The following is an 18341-nucleotide window of genomic DNA, read 5'->3' on the forward strand; positions in this document are numbered from 1 at the left end:
AATGCCGTCAGCATGGCGATAACGATTGGGGTCAGGATCAGCGCGGCGCCGTCATTGGCAAACAGCGCCGATACCGCCGCGCCAAGCAGGATCATCCAGCTGAAAAGCAGGCGTCCACGCCCGTTTCCCCACCGCGATACATGCAGCGCCGCCCACTCGAAAAAACCTGACTCATCAAGCAATAAGCTGATGATGATGATTGCGACAAAGGTGACGGTTGCGTTCCAGACGATATGCCAGACGGCTGGAATATCATTGAGATGCACCACGCCCGTCGCCAGCGCCACACCCGCGCCGAGCATGGCGCTCCAGCCGATCCCCAGCCCTTTCGGCTGCCAGATAACCAGTACAATAGTCAGAACAAAAATGGCTCCTGCCAACAGCATGAATATTCTCCGGGGATGATCGCGGCAGCGCGGATGCTTAATTTAAGCAGAGAAGCGCCAACCCGGACAGTAAACTCTGCCAGCGCTTGCCGATAACATTATGCAGGTTGTAAAGTTGTGCGCCTTTTCCCTGTGCTTGTCCTGATACTAACAATAAGCAAACCGGCATCCGCGCTGAGAAGCGATGCCTTTACCGCAAGGAATGATTTTTATGCCTGATTTTGACTGGCACCGTTTTTTTCTCAACGATCAATCAATGACTTTTCTCGCCGAAGTCGCCGTACGCGTGCTGTTTGCCTACATCATTGTTTTTATCTTTTTGAAAGTCTCCGGCAGGCGCGGCATCCGGCAGCTCTCGCTGTTTGAACTGGTGATTGTGCTGACGCTGGGTTCAGCCTCCGGCGACGTCACCTTTTATCACGACGTGCCGATATTGCCGGTCGCCATGGTTTTTATCGTCCTGCTGGTGCTCTACCGCCTGACGACTTTTTTTACATCGTTCAGCCCGCGTTTCTCGAAATGGATTGAAGGCGATGTGGTGACGCTGATTAAAGAGGGATTGTATGAGCTGAAGAGCCTGGACAATCTGAATATATCCGAAGACGAATTTTTTATGGAGCTGCGTCAGCAAGGCGTAGAACATCTGGGCCAGGTGCGGCTGGCGCTGCTTGAGGTGGATGGCGGGATCAGTACTTACTTTTACGATGCCGATGACGTCCGTCCCGGTATGTCGGTGCTGCCGCCGGAGCATCGTCAGGAGTATACGCGCGTGCCGAAGACGGGTTTATACGCCTGCAATCACTGCGGCCTGACGCAGCAGCTCAACGCGCAGCAGACGCTGGCCTGCCCGCGTTGTAAAAGCGAGCTGTGGTCGGTAACGCTAAGCACCAAACGACCGCAGTGAGCAACAGTTTTTCGTCATGCCGATCAACCTGCCGATATATTCTGCCCGGCATCGGCGGGTTGAGCCGCTTGTCATATCCTGCCGCACGGCCCGTAAACTTTCTGCACGAAAACGTTTATTACCCACGGCGTTGTGTCACTAATGAATCAAAAACGGGCCGTTTTAATTGTCTTTCAACCATCAGTTAACAACGTCGGGAGCACGTCGACGAGAGGTTTAGCAGGGATGAACCAGAAAAGAGCAACGTTAATCGGCCTGATCGCCGTTCTGTTGTGGAGCGCTGTCGTCGGCCTGATCCGCAGCGTCAGCGAAGGCTTTGGCGCCGTGGGCGGCGCGGCCATGATCTACACGCTCAGCGCAGTACTGCTGCTGTTTACCGTAGGTTTTCCTGATCTCAGACGCTTTCCTCGTGCGTATCTGATCCTCGGCAGCCTGCTGTTTGTTAGTTATGAGCTCTGTTTATCCCTGTCGCTGGGCTTTGCCAACACCGGCACGCAGGCCATTGAAGTTGGCATGGTGAATTACCTCTGGCCCGGCCTGACCATCGTACTTTCGGTGCTGGTTAACCGCCAGAAAACCAGCCTGATGATCGTCCCCGGCCTGCTGATCGCCATTGCCGGCATTGGTTGCGTGCTGGGCGGCGAGCGGGGCTTTGCCGCCGCACACATTGTCGGGAACATTAACAGCAACGTCTTAAGCTATGGGCTGGCGTTTACCGGGGCAATGATCTGGGCAATTTACTGCGTGGTAACGAAGAAAATTGCTCAGGGTAATAACGGTATTACGCTGTTTTTTATACTGACGGCGATATCGCTGTGGGTGAAATACCTCTTAAGTCCACAGCCGGAATTTACCCTGACGATAGCGACCACCATCAATGTAGTCCTGGCCGCCTGCGCAATGGGATTTGGCTATGCCGCCTGGAACATCGGTATTTTGCACGGCAACGTTACCGTATTAGCCACGGCATCCTATTTTGTCCCGGTGATATCCGCCCTGCTCGCCACGTTTATTCTCGGTTCAGCGCTGACGGTAACTTTTTGGCAAGGCGCCGCCATGGTGAGCTTTGGCTCATTACTCTGCTGGTGGGCTACCCGAGCGGCTGAAACCGGCACGTAAAATGTAAAGTCATGAAACCTCGCCGCGTGCTGTTTTTTACGGAGTACAAAAACAGCCATGGCGTGCCAGGCAGTTCTCCATCCGCGGCCAGCTGTCGGCATCTCACCCTCATATTAATTACATAATAATGATAATTATCCTCATTATCATTTAGTCTTTCTGTGCTAGCATATTGCCGCGCGACAAAAGCGCAGTGGCAAAGACCTTACTAAAAACAGTGGGTTACTAATAAAAACAACATCACAGAAAGGAAGTAGCATGCCTTTTCACATCAGAGGAACCCGTTCGCGCGCGGCAGGTTCTCGTCCCGTATTTGCCGTTTCCCTGTTGGCACTGGCCGTCCCGGCATTAATTAACCTTCAGGCGCAGGCGGCAGATGCCGCCACCTCTTCGCAGGATCTGGTGGTTAACGCCACCACCGACAGCGGAGAAGCCGTGAATGAAAATCAGGACTACAGCGCGAAGACCACCCGCGCCGGAACAAAAATGCTGCTGACGCCGCGTGATGTGCCGCAGTCGGTGAGTATCATCACCAAACAGCGCATGCAGGATCAAAACCTTCAGACCGTGGGCGACGTGCTGGCGAATACGACCGGCGTGTCCGCCAACGTCGTGGACAGCGAGCGAAACGGCTCCTACTCACGCGGTTTCTATATCGATAACTACACCTTTGACGACATTCCCACTACCGTTTCGGAAGCCTGGAACTTCGGCGATGCCGGTGGCGATACCGCCATCTATGACCGCATCGAAGTGGTGCGCGGCGCGACGGGCCTGATGACCGGCGCGGGCAACCCGTCGGCGTCCGTGAATATGGTGCGCAAGCACGCCGACAGCCGCGCATTCACCGGTAACCTCAGCGCCTCTTACGGCAGCTGGGACAAGCAGCGCTATGTGGCGGATCTCTCCGCGCCGTTGAATGATGCGGGCACCGTGCGCGGCCGCGTGGTGGCAGGCTATCAGGATCAGGATAGCTGGCTGGATCGCTACCATAAGAGCAAAAAATTCCTTTACGGCGTGCTGGATGCGGACGTCACGGAAAACACCACGGTATCGCTGGGCTACGACTACCAGCGCAGCGCCACGGGCAATCCGACCTGGGGCGGCTTACCGACCTGGTACAGCAACGGTTCGCGCACCAGCTTCGATCGCAGCACTAACCCCTCGGCGGACTGGACGCACTACAACATTAACTCGCGCAAGGTTTTTGCCAACGCCACGCACAACTTTGATAACGGCTGGACGGCGCGCCTGAACGGCACCCATGCGGAAACCGATTTCGATACCAAGCTGATGTACTCCTTTAATTTCCCTGACGCGGCCACCGGCGAGGGTCTGCAAGGCTACGGCGGCTGGTTTAAAGGCTCGCGCCGTCTCGACTCAGTGGATACCTTCGCCAGCGGCCCGGTGGAATTATTCGGTCGTCAGCATGAGCTGCTGGCGGGCGTCAGCTACAGCCGTCAGCGCAATCTGTATTACAGCGCCTCGAACTCGATTGACGTTACCGATATGGGTGATATCAATCACTGGGACGGCGATATTATCGAACCGGCCTGGAGCGATTTCGAGAAATCGTCTGACGACATGATCAGGCAAAAATCGGCCTACAGCGCCGCGCGCTTCTCGCTGGCCGATCCGCTCTCGTTGATTGTTGGCACGCGCTACACCCAGTGGAGCACCGTCGGCAGCAGCGGCAAAATGAGTAAAAACAACCTGACGCCGTATGGCGGACTGGTTTATGACATTGACGACACCTGGTCCGCCTACGCCAGCTATACCTCAATCTTCAAGCCGCAGGATAAGCGCGATCGCAGCGGCAGCTATCTGAAACCCGTTACCGGCAAGAATTATGAGACCGGCCTGAAATCGGACTGGCTGAACGGCCGTCTGACGGCAAACGTCGCCGTGTTCCGTATTGAACAGGAGAATGTCGGACAGGAAGATGGCAGCAGCTTCGTCGGCGGCACCAGCGAACAGGCCTATAAAGCCGCGAAGGGCGTGGTCAGTAAAGGCGCGGAGTTTGAGCTGAACGGCGCACTCACGGACAATCTCCAGATGACCTTCGGCGCAACGCGTTACGTGGCAAAAGACGCCAACAACGATCGCTTTAACAGCCAGCTTCCGCAAACGCAGTTTAAGCTGTTTACCCGTTACCGGCTGCCAACGCTGCCGGAACTGACGCTGGGTGGCGGCCTCAACTGGCAGAATCGGACTTATCAGGACGTGACCGGGCCGGAAGGCGCCACGCGCATCTACCAGAGCAGCTATCCACTGGTTAATCTGTTTGGCCGCTACCAGGTCACCAAACAACTGGCGGTGCAGGCGAACCTTAACAACCTGTTCGACCGGACTTACTATTCCACCCTCAGCGACTATGAAGTTTATGGCGAGCCGCGTAACTACTCCGTGAGCCTCTCCTATAATTTCTGAGGGCTGCCTCTCCGGCTATCTGACGTTCACTCATTCACCTCGCCGCTGACTTTTCAGCGGCTTTTCCCCTTCGCCACACATTTTTTTGGCAATATTTCCGTTGCTGATTCGTCTACCTCATTACACAGACTAAAACACACAACGAGGAGCGTTAAAGATGAGAGATTTTGAACTGCATGAGCACGGGCGCGGTCGCCATTTTGGCGGACGTTCAGTGGCAAAACCGCTGCTGATTGGCGTGGTGCTGTTTGTGGCGCTGGGCCTGCTGGTGATGTCGCTGTGGAATGCGCTGCTGCCCGCGCTGCTGGGCGTAAAGAGCATCGGCTTCTGGCAGGCGCTGGGCATGCTGATCCTGTGCCGTATCCTGTTTGGCGGGCTGGGTTTGCGTCCCGGTATGTTTGGCGCGCGTCGCCGGATGCATGAACGCTGGATGCAGATGACGCCGGAACAGCGTGAACAGTTTTCCCGGCATCGTCATGATGGTTTCAGGCATCGCGGTCATCACCGTCGCCGCGACTGGCCGCACGCCCATGAAGAACAGGCCCGGCCCGAACGTCCGGCGGAAGAGCACGCCCCTAAAGCGCCGGACGCTGAGTGACGTTAATGGTGGAAGACTCTCTGGTGATGTCGGCGCTCAGCGCCTGCCGTTCACGGCTTCAGGCTTTTATTCGCGGCCGGACGGCCACGCGGGCCGATGCCGATGACATCTTACAGGACATCACCGTTCAGTTGATGAAGGTGGAGCAGCCGGTGGAGAACGTCGCCGCCTGGCTGTTTCGCGCCGCGCGCAACGAAATGATCGATCGCGGACGTAAAAAACGCGAGCTGCCGTTTTCCGACTTCTTCGCCAGCGACGATAGCCTGCCGGAAGAGGAGCTGTCGGAGATCCTTTTCGGCGAGGCGGAAACCCCGGAAGAGGCGTATCTGAGCGAGTTGTTCTGGGAGGAGCTGAGCGACGCGCTGGCAGCGTTACCGCCCGCGCAATACGAGGCGTTCGTTAAAACCGAGCTTTACGACTACAGCGTTAACGCGCTGGCGCAGGAAACGGGCGTCAGCGTGCAGGCGCTGTTGTCGCGTAAGCACAAGGCCGTGCGCTATTTGCGGCTCCGCCTGCGCGCGCTCTATGAAGAGATCGTTGCGGACTGAATACGTTCCGCCAGCCAGCATTAATAGCTGACGATGGTCACCCAGTTGGCGTCGCGTCCCGACGGGGCTTCTCCGGCGTGAACGAGTTCACCGCTCTGCGTATTAATGGCATAGCTACTCACCACGCGGCTTTTCTCGCCACTGACCACCAGCCAGCGTCCATCCGCCGTTACGGCCATGCCGCGAGGCTGCTTCTCAACCGGCCAGGTGCCAGTCAGCGTCAGCCTGCCGTCGTCCTGTGCAATTCGGTATCCGCTTACCGTACTGCTGGTGCGTTCTGATACGTACAGAAAGCGATTATCCGGCGTGATGTTAATATCGGCGGCCCAGATACGCGGCGTGGTATCGCTGAAACCAGCAGGACGCTCAACGCCATGCTGCAACTGATATTTTTCCGCCACCGCGCTGGGATAGTCCGCAACTTTCTTTAAAGCGCCATCACTCAGACGCTGGAACTGAGTTATAACGCCACCCATTTCACCAATGTTATAAAGAAAGCGGTTATCAGGCGATAACACCGAGTGGCGCGGGCCATTTTTTTCTGCTGTTTTTACAAAGCCAGCGGCGATTGGCGTTAATTTTCCGTCCGACTGCAAATTAAGCTGCAATACGCGATCGGTACCCAGCGAGCCAATATAAACGGAGCGGTTGGTCGCGTCGGTAATAATTGAGTGTGCGGCATGGCCGGTTTGATATTCCGCGATACATGGCGATGCCACGCTGCCGCTTTTATTGATGCGGTAAACATGCGCGACGCCGCCATCATAGGAGGCGGCCAGTAAAAAGCGCCCTTTTTTATCGATGCTGATATAGGGATAGCTCGCGGCCGCAGGGGTTTCTGTCGCTGGCGTCAGCGCGCCCGATTTTGAATCAATACGCCAGCCAGCAATGCGCAACGGCTGGCTGCGTATCGCAGCATAGAGGTGCCGTTTATCCGGCGAGACGACCATTGGCATGACTTTGCCGTTGGCATTTGTTCGCCCCGAAAGTTGCAGAGCGCCGTTTTCCTCGTCCAGCGTATAGCGGGCGATAGTCCCGTCGTCTGCTTCCGAGACGTAAACAAACGTCCGGGCCAGTGAAGGTGTGCTGAATAATAATCCCCAACAGACAATTGAACCGCAAAGAGTAAAATTATTTTTCATTTATTACCCCTGGAATTAATGTTTCCTGATTAATGAGATTTTTAAAACATTTTTAATCAACTCAACGGCAGGAACGCCCTGATATTTGAATAACTTTTTGAAAAAGTAACCGACTCCTGCGAATGCCCCGTCAGAAATAATGCGCACAGCCTTAAATTAATGGTGAGAGTTCAGTGGAATGCCAGTTTATGGTGTAAAACTTTGAGCCATGTGGCAGTTTTTTTGGCTTTTACGTTGTCGCGTTAATAAATACGTTAACCGGCATCTTATAAACGGTAAAAAAAGAGCGTCATAAAGCAATATTCAGATGAAAGCAGCACGCGAGGCGTGTTTTTTTGCCGCACCTCTCGCAAAAAGTTTATAAACCGTTTGACCTTGCTGAATGGCGGGTTATTGTGAACACACAGTAATACTGGACTGTATTTAAAAGGATTTTTACTCATGAAGGGACGCAATCACCCTCCCCTGAAGCTGCATTTGGGCCATCTGTCCGCTTCGGTCGATACCTGCGGCCAGGCCACTGGCGAGCCCATGCGCTGGTATCAACGACTTCTGAATATGTCGCCATCAGAGCGGGCGACACCGTTCGATACTTTTTATGGAGTGCCGCGAAATGCGCGGTCATCCCACTGGCGACCTCATAATATGCCGGCCTGCTGCATAAATTTTTGAAACCCGCAGGCGAACAACAGCCAACAATACTGGCCCCTTTAACGGTAAAGAAGATGCCAGCCAGATCGCCGGCAAAATCTACTTTACGCGATTCCCTGAGGCACAAAATACGGAAAGCAGTCCCGACAGACAGGGTGCCTTGCCGTTGCCACAGAGACGAGCGATGAGGCATCGGGCTGTCAGCCGTATAGCGATCAGTGTGAAATAAATCTTAACAGGCGACATGCGCAAGAGATCGGTCTTATGGGGGCTTCCGCCTGATGATCAACATGGAGAGCGGGCAAGCGCGCACTAAAACAATTAACACCATAAAAACAATCATATATGTTGTTATTTCGTCATTCTTAATGACATATATATTCACTACGATGCCTCAGGAAACTGATTAAGGCATTTCTCATAATGTGAACAGATGTATCTGAAACAGGCGGTTTTGCTTGATTACTTTACCCAAACATTTAGGATAATTTATGCATGCCGGAGGTAACAGATCTGGATGCCTTATATACGCTTAGCCTCTTTCGCAAAAGAAGCAGTCCGTTACGGAAGAAATTGCTCCAGATATAGGTGATGAATCAGGAAGGAATTTTATGGTTAACCGCATAACCATTCTGTCGTCTGTTGAAAGCGCCTCGCTTTTATTCTGGAAATTCAGCGGGAAAGAAGACCTTTCCCGGCCTTTCCGCTTTAAAGTCGATTTGCTGAGTGAAGACTTTACTCTCGACCGGCAGGCCATGCTGGGGCAGAACATGGTGGTGATTGCCCCTGGGTTGTGGGGTCATGAACGCTGTTTCTCCGGCAAAGTCACCGCCGTTTCCCTGCGTTCAGAAGAACTGGACGGCGCCCGCTACGCTGTTTATCAGGTCATTCTTGAGCCCGACTTCTGGCCCATGATGCGCGACCGCAACTTCCGTATTTTCCAGCAGCAGCGCGTTCCGGATATCGTCAGAACGCTTTTCTCTGAATATAACGTCAAGATCGAAGACAGGCTCACCCGTAGCTATCGGCTGTGGGACTACTGCGTACAGTACGCGGAAAGCAGCTTTCACTTTATTAGCCGGCTGCTGGAGCTGGAAGGCATCAGCTATATGTTCCGTCATGATAAAGACGGGCACACCCTGGTGTTAATGGATGATTATTCTCATGCGGAGGCGTTTGTCGGCTATGAGACGATCCCCTGGCATACGCAGGCCAGCGGCGGTGCGGTGAACGAAGAAGGCATCAGTCAGATGATGCCGCGCCACGTAGTGACGCCCGGCCTCTACAGCACCGACGATTACGATTTCCGTAAACCCAATGCCTGGATGCTACAGGCGTTACAGAATCCGGTCTCGCCCACGCCGGGGAAAATTGACGTTTACGACTGGCCGGGGCGCTTTGTAGAACATGGCGAAGGGGAATCCTACGCACGCATTCGCCAGCAGGCCTGGCAGGCAGAACAACAGCAAACGCAGGGAACGGCCACGGCGACCGGCGTTGCACCGGGGCATCGTTTTACCCTGACAAATTCGCCCAACCCCGCCGACAACGCAGCCTGGCTCGTCACAGGCGCGCGTTATGCTTTCGAAGAAAATCAGTATGCCTCCGGCGATGCCGGCACCGCGCAGCACCGCATCCACTTTACCGTGATCCCTGCCGCAACGCCGTTTCGGCCGAAAACGGTCACTGACTGGCCGCGTACTTATGGACCGCAAACAGCCCGCGTGGTGGGGCCGGCAGGGGAATCGATTTGGACGGACAAATATGGCCGCGTGAAGGTGAAATTTCACTGGGACCGTGAAAGCCGTGGAGATGAAAACAGCTCATGCTGGGTACGAGTTTCCAGCGCATGGGCAGGCCAGGGCTACGGCGGCGTGCAGATCCCGCGCGTCGGAGACGAAGTGGTGGTGGACTTTATTAACGGCGAGCCGGACAGGCCGATCATTATCGGGCGTGTCTATAACGAAGCCAGTATGCCGCCCTGGGCGCTTCCGGCAGCGGCGACGCAAATGGGCTTTATGAGCCGCTCGAAAGATGGCTCGCCGAATAATGCCAACGCGCTACGTTTCGAGGACAAGGCCGGTGAAGAACAGCTCTGGCTTCACGCCGAACGCAACATGGACACCGAGGTTGAAAATGACGAAACCCATGACGTCGGCAGCAATCGCACCAAAATCGTTGGTAAGGATGAAACCAGCCATATCAAGCAAAACCGTACACGCACGGTCGATGGCAACGAAACCGTCACCGTGGGTCAGGATCGTAGTAAAACCATTAACGGCAACGAAACCACCACGGTACAGCAAAATCGTACTGAAAGCGTAAAGGGCAATGAAACCCTTACCGTGGAGCAGAACCGTGATGAAACCATTACCGGCAACCATACGACAACGGTAAAAAGCAACAATAACGGCCGCGTCGAGGGTAACCAGACATTGGCGGTGGTGCAGGATCGTACCCGCACCGTGCAGGGCAATGAAAAGGTCAGCGTGCAGCAAAACCGCACCGTGCTGGTTACCGGCAACCAGAAACTGGGCGTGACCGGTAACCGCGATGTCACCGTCAGCAGTAGCGAAGCGCATACGGTGGCGCAAAAACAGGAAGTCAACATTGGCGCCGGGCGTACGCTGAGCATCACCGGCGGCGATACCCGTTTCACGCAGGGCAGCGTGGCGGACAGCGCAACCGACACCTTCCATATTAACGTCGGGGAAAGCGGTATTATGATCGGCAACGGCAGCGTTGAAATCACCGCAGGCGGATCGACCATCACCATTAACGCAGCAGGCGTAATGGTAAACGGTAAGAAAATCGAGCTTAACGCCTGACAGGGAGAGTGAATGAACGCCGCGAAAAACCCTACCGAAAAAGTGATGAGCGAGCTGGAGCTGAGCTGGCTGGATGCCAGCGAAGAGGCGGCAGATAGTCGGCTGTTTATCTGGCGCGTTCCGGCAGGAGGCGAATCTCTGCTGGATGGTTTTCTCGCGCTGCAACAGCATCCGGAAGGTCGCACGCTGCCGGATCTCTTTCTGGGGCTGACGACACCGTTCGAAACAGGCTACGGCTACAGCGAAGCGCTTGGACGTGAATTTGTCGAGCACTATGAAGCCACGCCAGATGTCGCTGGCTGGCCTGCCGAAAGCTACCTGCCCTGTTATTCTCCCGGACAGCTGAGCAGATTATTACAGTGCTTCGCGGAACAATTTACCGACGATCTGCGCTATCTGGTGCTGGTTCTCAAGCCTTCTGCCGTAAGCGATGAACATGCGCTGATGCGCTGGCTGAATGGCTGGCTGACGCAGGGCGAACCTGCACCGCGATTGCTGCTGATCGACACGCTCGAACAACCGGTGTGGCAGCCTCTGTATGAGGCACACACCCGCCAGGTGCGGCTGATTGTGGATGACATTGACGGGATGAAGGTGATGCATCAAACCGCGCAGCAGCAGACCGATCCCAACCCTGACCGTTTGCTGTTCCGCCGTTACCTGGCAGACGCCATGCTACTGTTGGAGAAAGGCAGCGCCGGACAGGTTGCCGCACGCGGCGGCCTGGCGCTGGCCATCGCCCGACAGCGCGGCTGGCCCGATCAGCAGGCGATGATGCACAATCTGATCGCCGGTGGCTGGCTGAAAGGTAATGACCACGCGCAAGCGGTAGAGCACTACCGGCAGGCACAAAATATCTCTGGCGACATCACCGAGCCGGCCGTTAAAGGCCAGCTGCGCACACAAAGTACATTTGGCGAGGCGGGAGCGTGGTTCGCGAAGAAAGATTATATACAGGCTGCGAAAGCCTATCGCCAGGCGGCGCGTGAAGCGCAAACTATCCCGCATGCGGTGTTTGAAATCGAAGGCTGGCGGATGTCCGGCTTTTCGCTCTGGCTGGCAGGACACAGACCGAAGGCAATGGAAGAGTATGCGCGCGCTATTCAGGCGGCAGAAAGCGTGCCGCCGTCGGAGCGCGGACAGACGACGCTGCCGCTGGTGTTTCAGGATCTGTTACGCGCTTATGACAAACGCCGCACCGAGGCGCTTGAAGCCTGCGCCGCGCGCTGGCAAAAGGACAGGCAGCGGCTGATCGCAGAGGCAGAAGCCCGTTTGCCGGTACGGCCTGACAGCGCTCAGGTGCAGCAGACAGAACATCACCTGCAACTGTCTCTCGAAGCGGCCTTTATTGCCATCCGTGAAGAACGCGAGAAGCTTATTCAACACGGCGATGAGAGTTTCCATCGCACTATTCAACTGGCACGCAAAACCTTGCACCCGCACTGGAACGGCCTGCCGGATATCGCCCATCCCTTTGATGCGCCCCCGGGTGAATGGCAAAGCCTGCCCGCGTGGGGAACGACTGACGCATCGTTATTCGATAATGCAGGAAGCAATACGCTATGAAGAGTCGCATTATTATTATTATCGTTGTCACGCTGCTCGCGCTGCTGTTCCTGAGTTTCTCCGATGGCGAACTTGCCACCGAAGTGCGGACATTCCTGCGCGCGCTGCTGCGTGCGATGTTCTGAGGCGGCAGCGATGCACTCCGGCGCTCACTTCGATCCACAGCTCGGGCTGGATATTCACACGTATCCATGGCCGTTGCCCACGCCCCATATCGGCATTGTCTTCGACGTGTTCGATTATTTGCCGCTGATTGGCACCACGGTGCACGTCAATGGCATCAGGCGCGCCAGCGCCGGCACGGGCGGAATGGCGGTGCATATTCCGGTAGGCGGGATGTGGATCCCGCCGCTGCGAGCGCCGGGCGGCCCGCAAATCGAAGACGAACTGTTTATGGGCAGCAAAACCGTCTCCGTCGACGGCGAACCCTTTTCGCGCATCGGGATGCCGGTGCTGAGCTGCAATATTCTCGGCATGATCCCGCCGTTTCGATTGAAACGCGTTGCCAAACCGAAGCCGCTCTCGCTGACCCTGCCGCTGACCTTTAACCTGGCTATCCCGAACAATGTGATCGTGGGCGGCCCGCCAACCATTAACCTGATGGCGCTGCTAATGCGCGCCGGGTTAAGCGGTCTTGGCAAGGGGCTGAAAAAGCTAAAAAAAACGCCGCAGTGGCGCCTGTTCATGCGCCGATTTCGGCAGATTCGCAAAAAACTGTTCCGCAATATGGACCCCGGATTCCTGAAGTGTCGGGTGCTGCGCGCCGAGCCGGTGGATATTCGCGACGGCAGCGTCAGCCTTGAACATCAGGATTTCCTGCTGCCCGGCCGCCTGCCGCTGGCATGGAACCGCACCTACTCCTCCGCCGACCTTGATGTTGAAGGGCTGTGCGGTTACGGCTGGTCGACGCCCGCTGACATCCGCCTTGAGGTGATGGCCGATGAGCAGATCGCCCTCCTCACCCAGCCGGAAGGCATGACGCTGTTCGCCACGCTGCCGCAGTTGGACGGGCGGGAGCACGCCATTTCAGGGCTGCCGGACGGTAGCCGACTGTGGCGTGAGACCCGTGATGGCAATACGGCCTGGCGCGTGGAACAGGAGAGTGGCTCGCAGATCTGTTTCAGCGGCAAACAGGGTGGGCTGAAGGTGCAGGCGCTTGTCGATCGTAACGGCAACGGCTGGCGATTCGACTGGAACGGCAGCGAACTGGCGTGCCTGCGCGAGTTTACGCATGAAGGCGTGACCGGACGCGAGATCCTCGTTACGCAGCAGGGGAACCGCCTGCATGCCCTGCGTCTGCATAATACGACAGACGGCGAGATCACGCCGCTGACCCGCTATGAATATGATGCTGACGGACAGCTCAGTGCGGAAACAGATGCGCTGTCGCATCCGCGACGTTTTTATTATCAGCAGCGCCATATGGTCAGCCATATCGATCGCAACGGGCAGGGCTTTCACTATCAGTACAACGAGGCCTGGCAGGTGGTGCATGCCTGGGGCGACGGCGGCGTGTGGGACTACCACTTTGCCTTGCACGACCTGCTCGGTGAAGTGGAAATCACCGACTCGCTGGGTCATATCTCGCGCATTACCTTTGATGAAAATGGCCTGCCGGTATCGGAAATCGATCCGATGGGCGGCAACACGGTATTCCGTTACGATGACTTTGGCCGCACGGTTGAAGTGACCGCGCCGGACGGCAGTACGCACCGCTGGGACTACGATGAACAGGGGCGCATGATCGCCGAATATCAGCCCGACGGCAGCGTCATTCGCGGCACCTGGGACGACGCGGGCGAACTGGTGTCAGTGACCGATCAGAAAGGCGCGAACTGGCGCTCGGAATATGATGCGCGCGGCAATCTGCTGGCAGGTATCGACCCGACCGGCGTGGCCGCCCGCTACGGCTACGACCGCTTCGGCCAGCTCAGCGACGCAGAGGTGCCCGGTTCACCGCAGGCGCAGTATGCGTACGATCGCTTTGGCTTTCTCGCGGCCGCCATCCATGCTGGCGCGGGCACAACACGCTTCCAACATTCGGCACGCGGCACGCTACTGGCGCGGCTGGACCCCGGCGGCGGCGTCACCCGCTACTACCGGGACGTCAAAGATCGCCTGGTAGCGACCGTCGACCCCGCGGGCAGCGAAATGCGCATCGCCTGGGATCGGGAAGACCAGCCGCTGAACGTTACCGACGAGCAGGGCCGCGTCACCCGCTTCCGCTATTCCGGCACCGGCATGCTTACCGCCTGTGAGACGCCCGACGGCGCGACGCTGGGTTATGAGTACGACCCGGAAGATCGCCTGCTGGCGGTGATCAACCAGAACGGCCAGCGCTGGCAACTGACCCGCGATGCGCTGGGCCGGGTGACGACAGAGCGCGACTATTATGGTCAGGCAACACATTACGGGTGGGACAGGGGCAGCCGCCTGATCCGCCGCGAAGACCCGCTGGGACGCGAAGTGCGCTACGGCTATGACAAAGCCGGACGACTGCGCGAGCGGCGCAGTGGCGATACGTTGCAGGCCACGTATCACTACGATCCCTGCGGACGGATGGTGCTGTGCGAGAACCCGTGGCGTCGGCTGACCTGGCGCTACGACGAGGCGGGTCGCGTACTCACGGAGGAGCAGGACGGCTTCCAGCTTCGCTATGGCTACGATGCGCGCGGGCTGACAGTCGGCCGTGACAGCGACAGTGGTCACCGGGTGCGCTACGGTTACGATGAGCATGACCGACGGGACAGCGTGCAGCTTAACGACGATGTGCCGATACGTTTTACTTACGACGACGCCGGACGCCGTACCGGCGAGCAGCTTTCCGACGCGGTGACGCGCAGCTTCAGCTACGATCGGCTGGGACGACTGACCGGCCAGCAGGTGCTGGAGAATGATTTACCGCTGTTCAGCAGCGGCTTCGTTTATGACCGCGCCGGCAACCTGACGTTGCGCGAGGACAGCCTGTGGGGCGACGATCGCTATGCTTACGATCCGATCGGTCGTCTGACCGCCCATACCGCGCCCGATGGCGTGGTGCGCCGTTTCGTGCAGGACGCGACGGGCAGCCATCTGCAAACGGAAACCCGCGGGATGAACGACAGCGCGGACGGCTGGTTCCGAGAGGGTATTCATCACGGCGTGCGCTACGTGTTTGACCGCGCCGGGGAGCTGCGCCAGCGCCGTGACGTACAGAACGGCGGCGAAAAAGAGGATTTTGTCTGGGACGACAACCGCCAGCTGGTGGCCGTGCGCAAAGGCGACTGCCTGGTGCGCTATGGCTACGACGGACTGGGGCGACGCGTATTCAAACAGACCGCCACGGAAACGCGCTGGTTTTACTGGCAGGACGACGCGCTGGCGGGCGAAACGGTCACCGCCACCGGCGCGCCGCTGGCAGCGCTGAGCCTGTTCGACACCGGCGGCAGGCTGGCGCGGCAGAAAGCCCAGGCGGCGCTGTTCGGCGGCATGCGCGAATATATCTGTTACCCCGGCGGCTTCCGGCCGCTGGCGCTGCTGACGCAGGACGCGGGCGAAAAGCAGAGCTGGCACTATCACTGCGACCCGAGCGGCGCACCGGTGCGGCTGACCTCGCCGGCGGGTGAAATCGTCTGGTCAGAGAAAACCGGCGTCTGGGGCGAAAAAGGCGCGGCTCACGCCAGCCGCATCGACAATCCGCTGCGCTTCCAGGGGCAGTATTTTGACGCCGAAACCGGCCTGCACTATAACCGGTACCGGTACTATGATCCGGCCATAGCGGGCTATATCAGTCAGGATCCGATTGGGCTGGCGGGTGGGTTGAATGTTTATGCTTATGGGCCGAATCCGTTGGGTTGGGTTGATCCGCTGGGGTTGAGTGAGGAAGTAATAGGCAGTGAGAATAATCCATTCCACTCCTCGCGGGCTGCTCGCAGGGAGGCTATGAGACAAGCTGGAATACCAACCAGTCAGCAACCAGTGAGCCAGTCAGTAAATAGTTCGGGACGGGAATATTTATATGAAATGTCAGCACCGGGAGGTGGCACTGGTTTTTCTTCTGTGCAAGAACAAACGATGGATGTTAGTCATCCAGATAAGCCACACTGGGAAGCTGGCCGTGTAAAAATTGATGACGCAGGGAACATTCGTATAAACAAATATGGACGTCCTCAATTACGCAACGGTAAAGGTAAAGCGTACTATCGGAAAACCGGAGGTAAATGTTAATGACAATTTCCACATATAAAAAATCACTTCTATTCAGAAAAGCTCAAGGAAAGGTTCATCATGATAATTACAAAAATAAAATAAATTATTTTCTTGGTGAATATATAGATGATAATTATTTTTTGGGTCTGGAGGAGACGGACAAAATTATCGATCACTTACGTGCTCTTGACCAAGGTGAAAAAAAAATTATTGTAATAGATACCATCTCTGAGTTGGTGGATATTCTTAAAGAGAAAACTGGCAATCTCCCCTTCTATTTACTAATTGATGAAGAATGGAAATTCTGCGGCGCGTATAAAGTAATCAGCAATGTAAAATACAATTATAGTTTTGATTTTGACAAATATGCCAGTGATGAAATAAGAATTATTTCATTAGACTTCACTTTTCAGATCAAAATTGATTATGATTCTGCTGACATAAATTTTATATATATTGAATATGAATTTAAATAGCTGTGGTAGATACCGATGGATTTTTGCCAAATCATAGCGCGCTGCAATCTGCTGACATGTATCGACTCAACCAGTATCGCCGCCCGCTACGGCTACAACGGGCCGTTTTACTGGCAGCGCAGGCTGGCGCGGCAGAAAGCCCGGGCGGCGCTGTTCAGCGGCATGCGCGAATATATCTGTTACCCCGGCGGCTTCCGGCCGCTGGCGCTGCTGACGCAGGACGCGGGCGAAAAGCAGAGCTGGCACTATCACTGCGACCCGAACGGCGCACCGGTGCGGCTGACCTCGCCGACGGGTGAAATCGTCTGGTCAGAGAAAACCGGCGTCTGGGGCGAGAAAGGCGCGATTCACGCCAGCCGCATCGACAACCCGCTGCGCTTCCAGGGGCAATATTTTGACGCCGAAACCGGCCTGCACTATAACCGGTACCGGTACTATGATCCGGCCATAGCGGGCTATATCAGTCAGGATCCGATTGGGCTGGCGGGTGGGTTGAATGTTTACCAGTATGCGCCGGATCCGGTTAACTGGGTTGATCCGTTGGGGCTTTCTGGTTGTAATACCTCTAAAAGTTTTTCTAGAAAAGATAAAATCACACAACGGTGGGTTGATAAATTATCAGGTAAAAAACCTAAGGATGTTGATGCGTTCTTGACTAGCCACGGTTGGACTAAACATTACCCTCAGGCAGGAAGACCCGATGCGATTCAACATACTCAATATGTACGCACTACTAAATCTGGGGCAACATATAAGCTAGATTATCACCCGGGAGGAAATGCAGGTCAGCCTAATATCCATGGCAATGATTACTGGAAGGTATATAGGGTTAAGAATGGTGAAGATATTGTCTTTGGAAGGATAGGTCATGGTGAATTTAAAAATTACGATCTAATAAAAGATTCTCCAGTTTACATTGATGGTGCATTAAGAAATGGTGGGTTTTAATATGATAGACTTTAATGCTGAAATAATATCTGGTTTTTCCCTAGGAAATGTCAGGCTGAATGAAAACATATCTTCATATACGAATGAGATATATTCTTGCTTTGATGTTGAGGTTAGGAGCTACTCTATCCCTGATGGGAGTAAAAATAATGCATACATACTAAATAAAACTTTAACGATAGCGACCAATCATGATGGTTTTGTGTTTTCAATAGGTTGCAATCAAGAATATAAAGGAAGGTATAAAAATATATTACATACAGGGCAATCTATGAAAGAGATTATTGCTTTAACTGAAAGACTACGCATATTTAATGGATCCGTAATCATTGATGATGATTTTGGTTTCTCGCTTATATTGCCATCACCTTATGATGAAATAGCAGATAGTATCGAGAATATACCTAATGATATAATATTTAATCAAATATATGTTTCAGATTTTTCTATGTGGCGTTCAGGTCACTAATGAGGTTGGGTTTTACTCTATTAACAGTAGCAAGCTATTTCAGAAAAAACACCAGAGATGATGATTATGATCCTGTTACTTATAAAGA

Annotated in this window: 13 protein-coding genes and 1 pseudogene; 12 read left to right on the forward strand and 2 right to left on the reverse strand. The window is 55.2% G+C overall.

The genetic code is table 11. From position 1 onward, the window contains the following. A partial coding sequence (locus GS12_RS11855) for an ArsB/NhaD family transporter (RefSeq protein ID WP_034947181.1) occupies positions 1 to 386 on the reverse strand: 386 nt, incomplete at its 3' end. 211 nt (positions 387 to 597) lie between these two features. Here GS12_RS11855 and GS12_RS11860 point away from each other — a divergent pair. From GS12_RS11860 to GS12_RS11880, 5 genes are all read left to right on the forward strand, one after another. Continuing rightward, on the forward strand, positions 598 to 1290 hold the full coding sequence (locus tag GS12_RS11860; RefSeq protein ID WP_034917997.1) for a DUF421 domain-containing protein: 693 nt from the start codon (positions 598 to 600) through the stop codon (positions 1288 to 1290). A 225-nt stretch (positions 1291 to 1515) separates the two neighbouring features. Then, positions 1516 to 2409 carry an aromatic amino acid DMT transporter YddG gene (gene yddG, locus GS12_RS11865; protein ID WP_034917999.1) on the forward strand — a complete coding sequence of 298 codons (894 nt, stop codon included), beginning with the start codon at positions 1516 to 1518 and terminating at the stop codon, positions 2407 to 2409. 258 nt (positions 2410 to 2667) lie between these two features. Next, on the forward strand, positions 2668 to 4839 hold the full coding sequence (gene fhuE / locus GS12_RS11870) for a ferric-rhodotorulic acid/ferric-coprogen receptor FhuE (protein WP_034947184.1): 2172 nt from the start codon (positions 2668 to 2670) through the stop codon (positions 4837 to 4839). A gap of 157 nt (positions 4840 to 4996) precedes the next feature. After that, positions 4997 to 5437: a hypothetical protein gene (locus GS12_RS11875; RefSeq protein WP_034947187.1), complete on the forward strand. Its 441-nt coding sequence runs from the start codon at positions 4997 to 4999 to the stop codon at positions 5435 to 5437. A gap of 5 nt (positions 5438 to 5442) precedes the next feature. Further along, positions 5443 to 5985, forward strand: a complete 543-nt coding sequence (locus tag GS12_RS11880) for an RNA polymerase sigma factor (RefSeq protein ID WP_034947242.1) — start codon at positions 5443 to 5445, stop codon at positions 5983 to 5985. A gap of 20 nt (positions 5986 to 6005) precedes the next feature. Here the strand turns inward: GS12_RS11880 and GS12_RS11885 are convergent, their stop codons facing one another. After that, complete coding sequence (locus tag GS12_RS11885; RefSeq protein ID WP_052118440.1) at positions 6006 to 7127, reverse strand: lactonase family protein; 1122 nt, start codon at positions 7125 to 7127, stop codon at positions 6006 to 6008. Positions 7128 to 8389: 1262 nt separating this feature from the next. Here GS12_RS11885 and GS12_RS11890 point away from each other — a divergent pair. The 7 genes and pseudogenes from GS12_RS11890 to GS12_RS23335 all read left to right on the forward strand — a co-directional run bounded on the left by GS12_RS11890 (position 8390) and on the right by GS12_RS23335 (position 18253). After that, positions 8390 to 10606, forward strand: coding sequence for a type VI secretion system Vgr family protein (locus GS12_RS11890; RefSeq protein WP_034947190.1), 2217 nt, complete (start codon positions 8390 to 8392; stop codon positions 10604 to 10606). 12 nt (positions 10607 to 10618) lie between these two features. Next, on the forward strand, positions 10619 to 12172 hold the full coding sequence (locus GS12_RS11895; RefSeq protein ID WP_034947193.1) for a hypothetical protein: 1554 nt from the start codon (positions 10619 to 10621) through the stop codon (positions 12170 to 12172). Then, the gene (locus GS12_RS25140; RefSeq protein ID WP_152601399.1) at positions 12169 to 12297 is read left to right on the forward strand and encodes a hypothetical protein; all 129 of its coding nucleotides are present in this window, start codon (positions 12169 to 12171) and stop codon (positions 12295 to 12297) included. Before GS12_RS11895 ends, GS12_RS25140 begins: the two co-directional genes overlap by 4 nt. A gap of 10 nt (positions 12298 to 12307) precedes the next feature. Next, positions 12308 to 16378, forward strand: coding sequence for an RHS repeat-associated core domain-containing protein (locus tag GS12_RS11900; protein ID WP_084089683.1), 4071 nt, complete (start codon positions 12308 to 12310; stop codon positions 16376 to 16378). Continuing rightward, complete coding sequence (locus GS12_RS11905; protein WP_152601400.1) at positions 16372 to 16836, forward strand: hypothetical protein; 465 nt, start codon at positions 16372 to 16374, stop codon at positions 16834 to 16836. Before GS12_RS11900 ends, GS12_RS11905 begins: the two co-directional genes overlap by 7 nt. Before the next feature lie 120 nt (positions 16837 to 16956). Continuing rightward, positions 16957 to 17388 (forward strand): annotated as a pseudogene (locus tag GS12_RS24810) (RHS repeat-associated core domain-containing protein); the annotation flags it as partial. A 397-nt stretch (positions 17389 to 17785) separates the two neighbouring features. Continuing rightward, positions 17786 to 18253 carry a hypothetical protein gene (locus tag GS12_RS23335; RefSeq protein WP_072016882.1) on the forward strand — a complete coding sequence of 156 codons (468 nt, stop codon included), beginning with the start codon at positions 17786 to 17788 and terminating at the stop codon, positions 18251 to 18253. Positions 18254 to 18341: the final 88 nt, after the last annotated feature.

The organism is Erwinia oleae, from assembly GCF_000770305.1.
GTDB classification, from domain to species: domain Bacteria; phylum Pseudomonadota; class Gammaproteobacteria; order Enterobacterales; family Enterobacteriaceae; genus Erwinia; species Erwinia oleae.

Coding starts and splice junctions, on each gene's coding strand:
- GS12_RS11880 (WP_034947242.1), top strand. CDS start 5,443: ATGGTGGAAGACTCTCTGGTGATGTCGGCGCTCAGCGCCTGCCGTTCA.
- GS12_RS11905 (WP_152601400.1), top strand. CDS start 16,372: ATGTTAATGACAATTTCCACATATAAAAAATCACTTCTATTCAGAAAA.
- GS12_RS25140 (WP_152601399.1), top strand. CDS start 12,169: ATGAAGAGTCGCATTATTATTATTATCGTTGTCACGCTGCTCGCGCTG.
- GS12_RS11895 (WP_034947193.1), top strand. CDS start 10,619: ATGAACGCCGCGAAAAACCCTACCGAAAAAGTGATGAGCGAGCTGGAG.
- GS12_RS11875 (WP_034947187.1), top strand. CDS start 4,997: ATGAGAGATTTTGAACTGCATGAGCACGGGCGCGGTCGCCATTTTGGC.
- GS12_RS11900 (WP_084089683.1), top strand. CDS start 12,308: ATGCACTCCGGCGCTCACTTCGATCCACAGCTCGGGCTGGATATTCAC.
- GS12_RS11885 (WP_052118440.1), bottom strand. CDS start 7,127: ATGAAAAATAATTTTACTCTTTGCGGTTCAATTGTCTGTTGGGGATTA.
- GS12_RS11890 (WP_034947190.1), top strand. CDS start 8,390: ATGGTTAACCGCATAACCATTCTGTCGTCTGTTGAAAGCGCCTCGCTT.
- GS12_RS11860 (WP_034917997.1), top strand. CDS start 598: ATGCCTGATTTTGACTGGCACCGTTTTTTTCTCAACGATCAATCAATG.
- GS12_RS23335 (WP_072016882.1), top strand. CDS start 17,786: ATGATAGACTTTAATGCTGAAATAATATCTGGTTTTTCCCTAGGAAAT.
- fhuE (WP_034947184.1), top strand. CDS start 2,668: ATGCCTTTTCACATCAGAGGAACCCGTTCGCGCGCGGCAGGTTCTCGT.
- yddG (WP_034917999.1), top strand. CDS start 1,516: ATGAACCAGAAAAGAGCAACGTTAATCGGCCTGATCGCCGTTCTGTTG.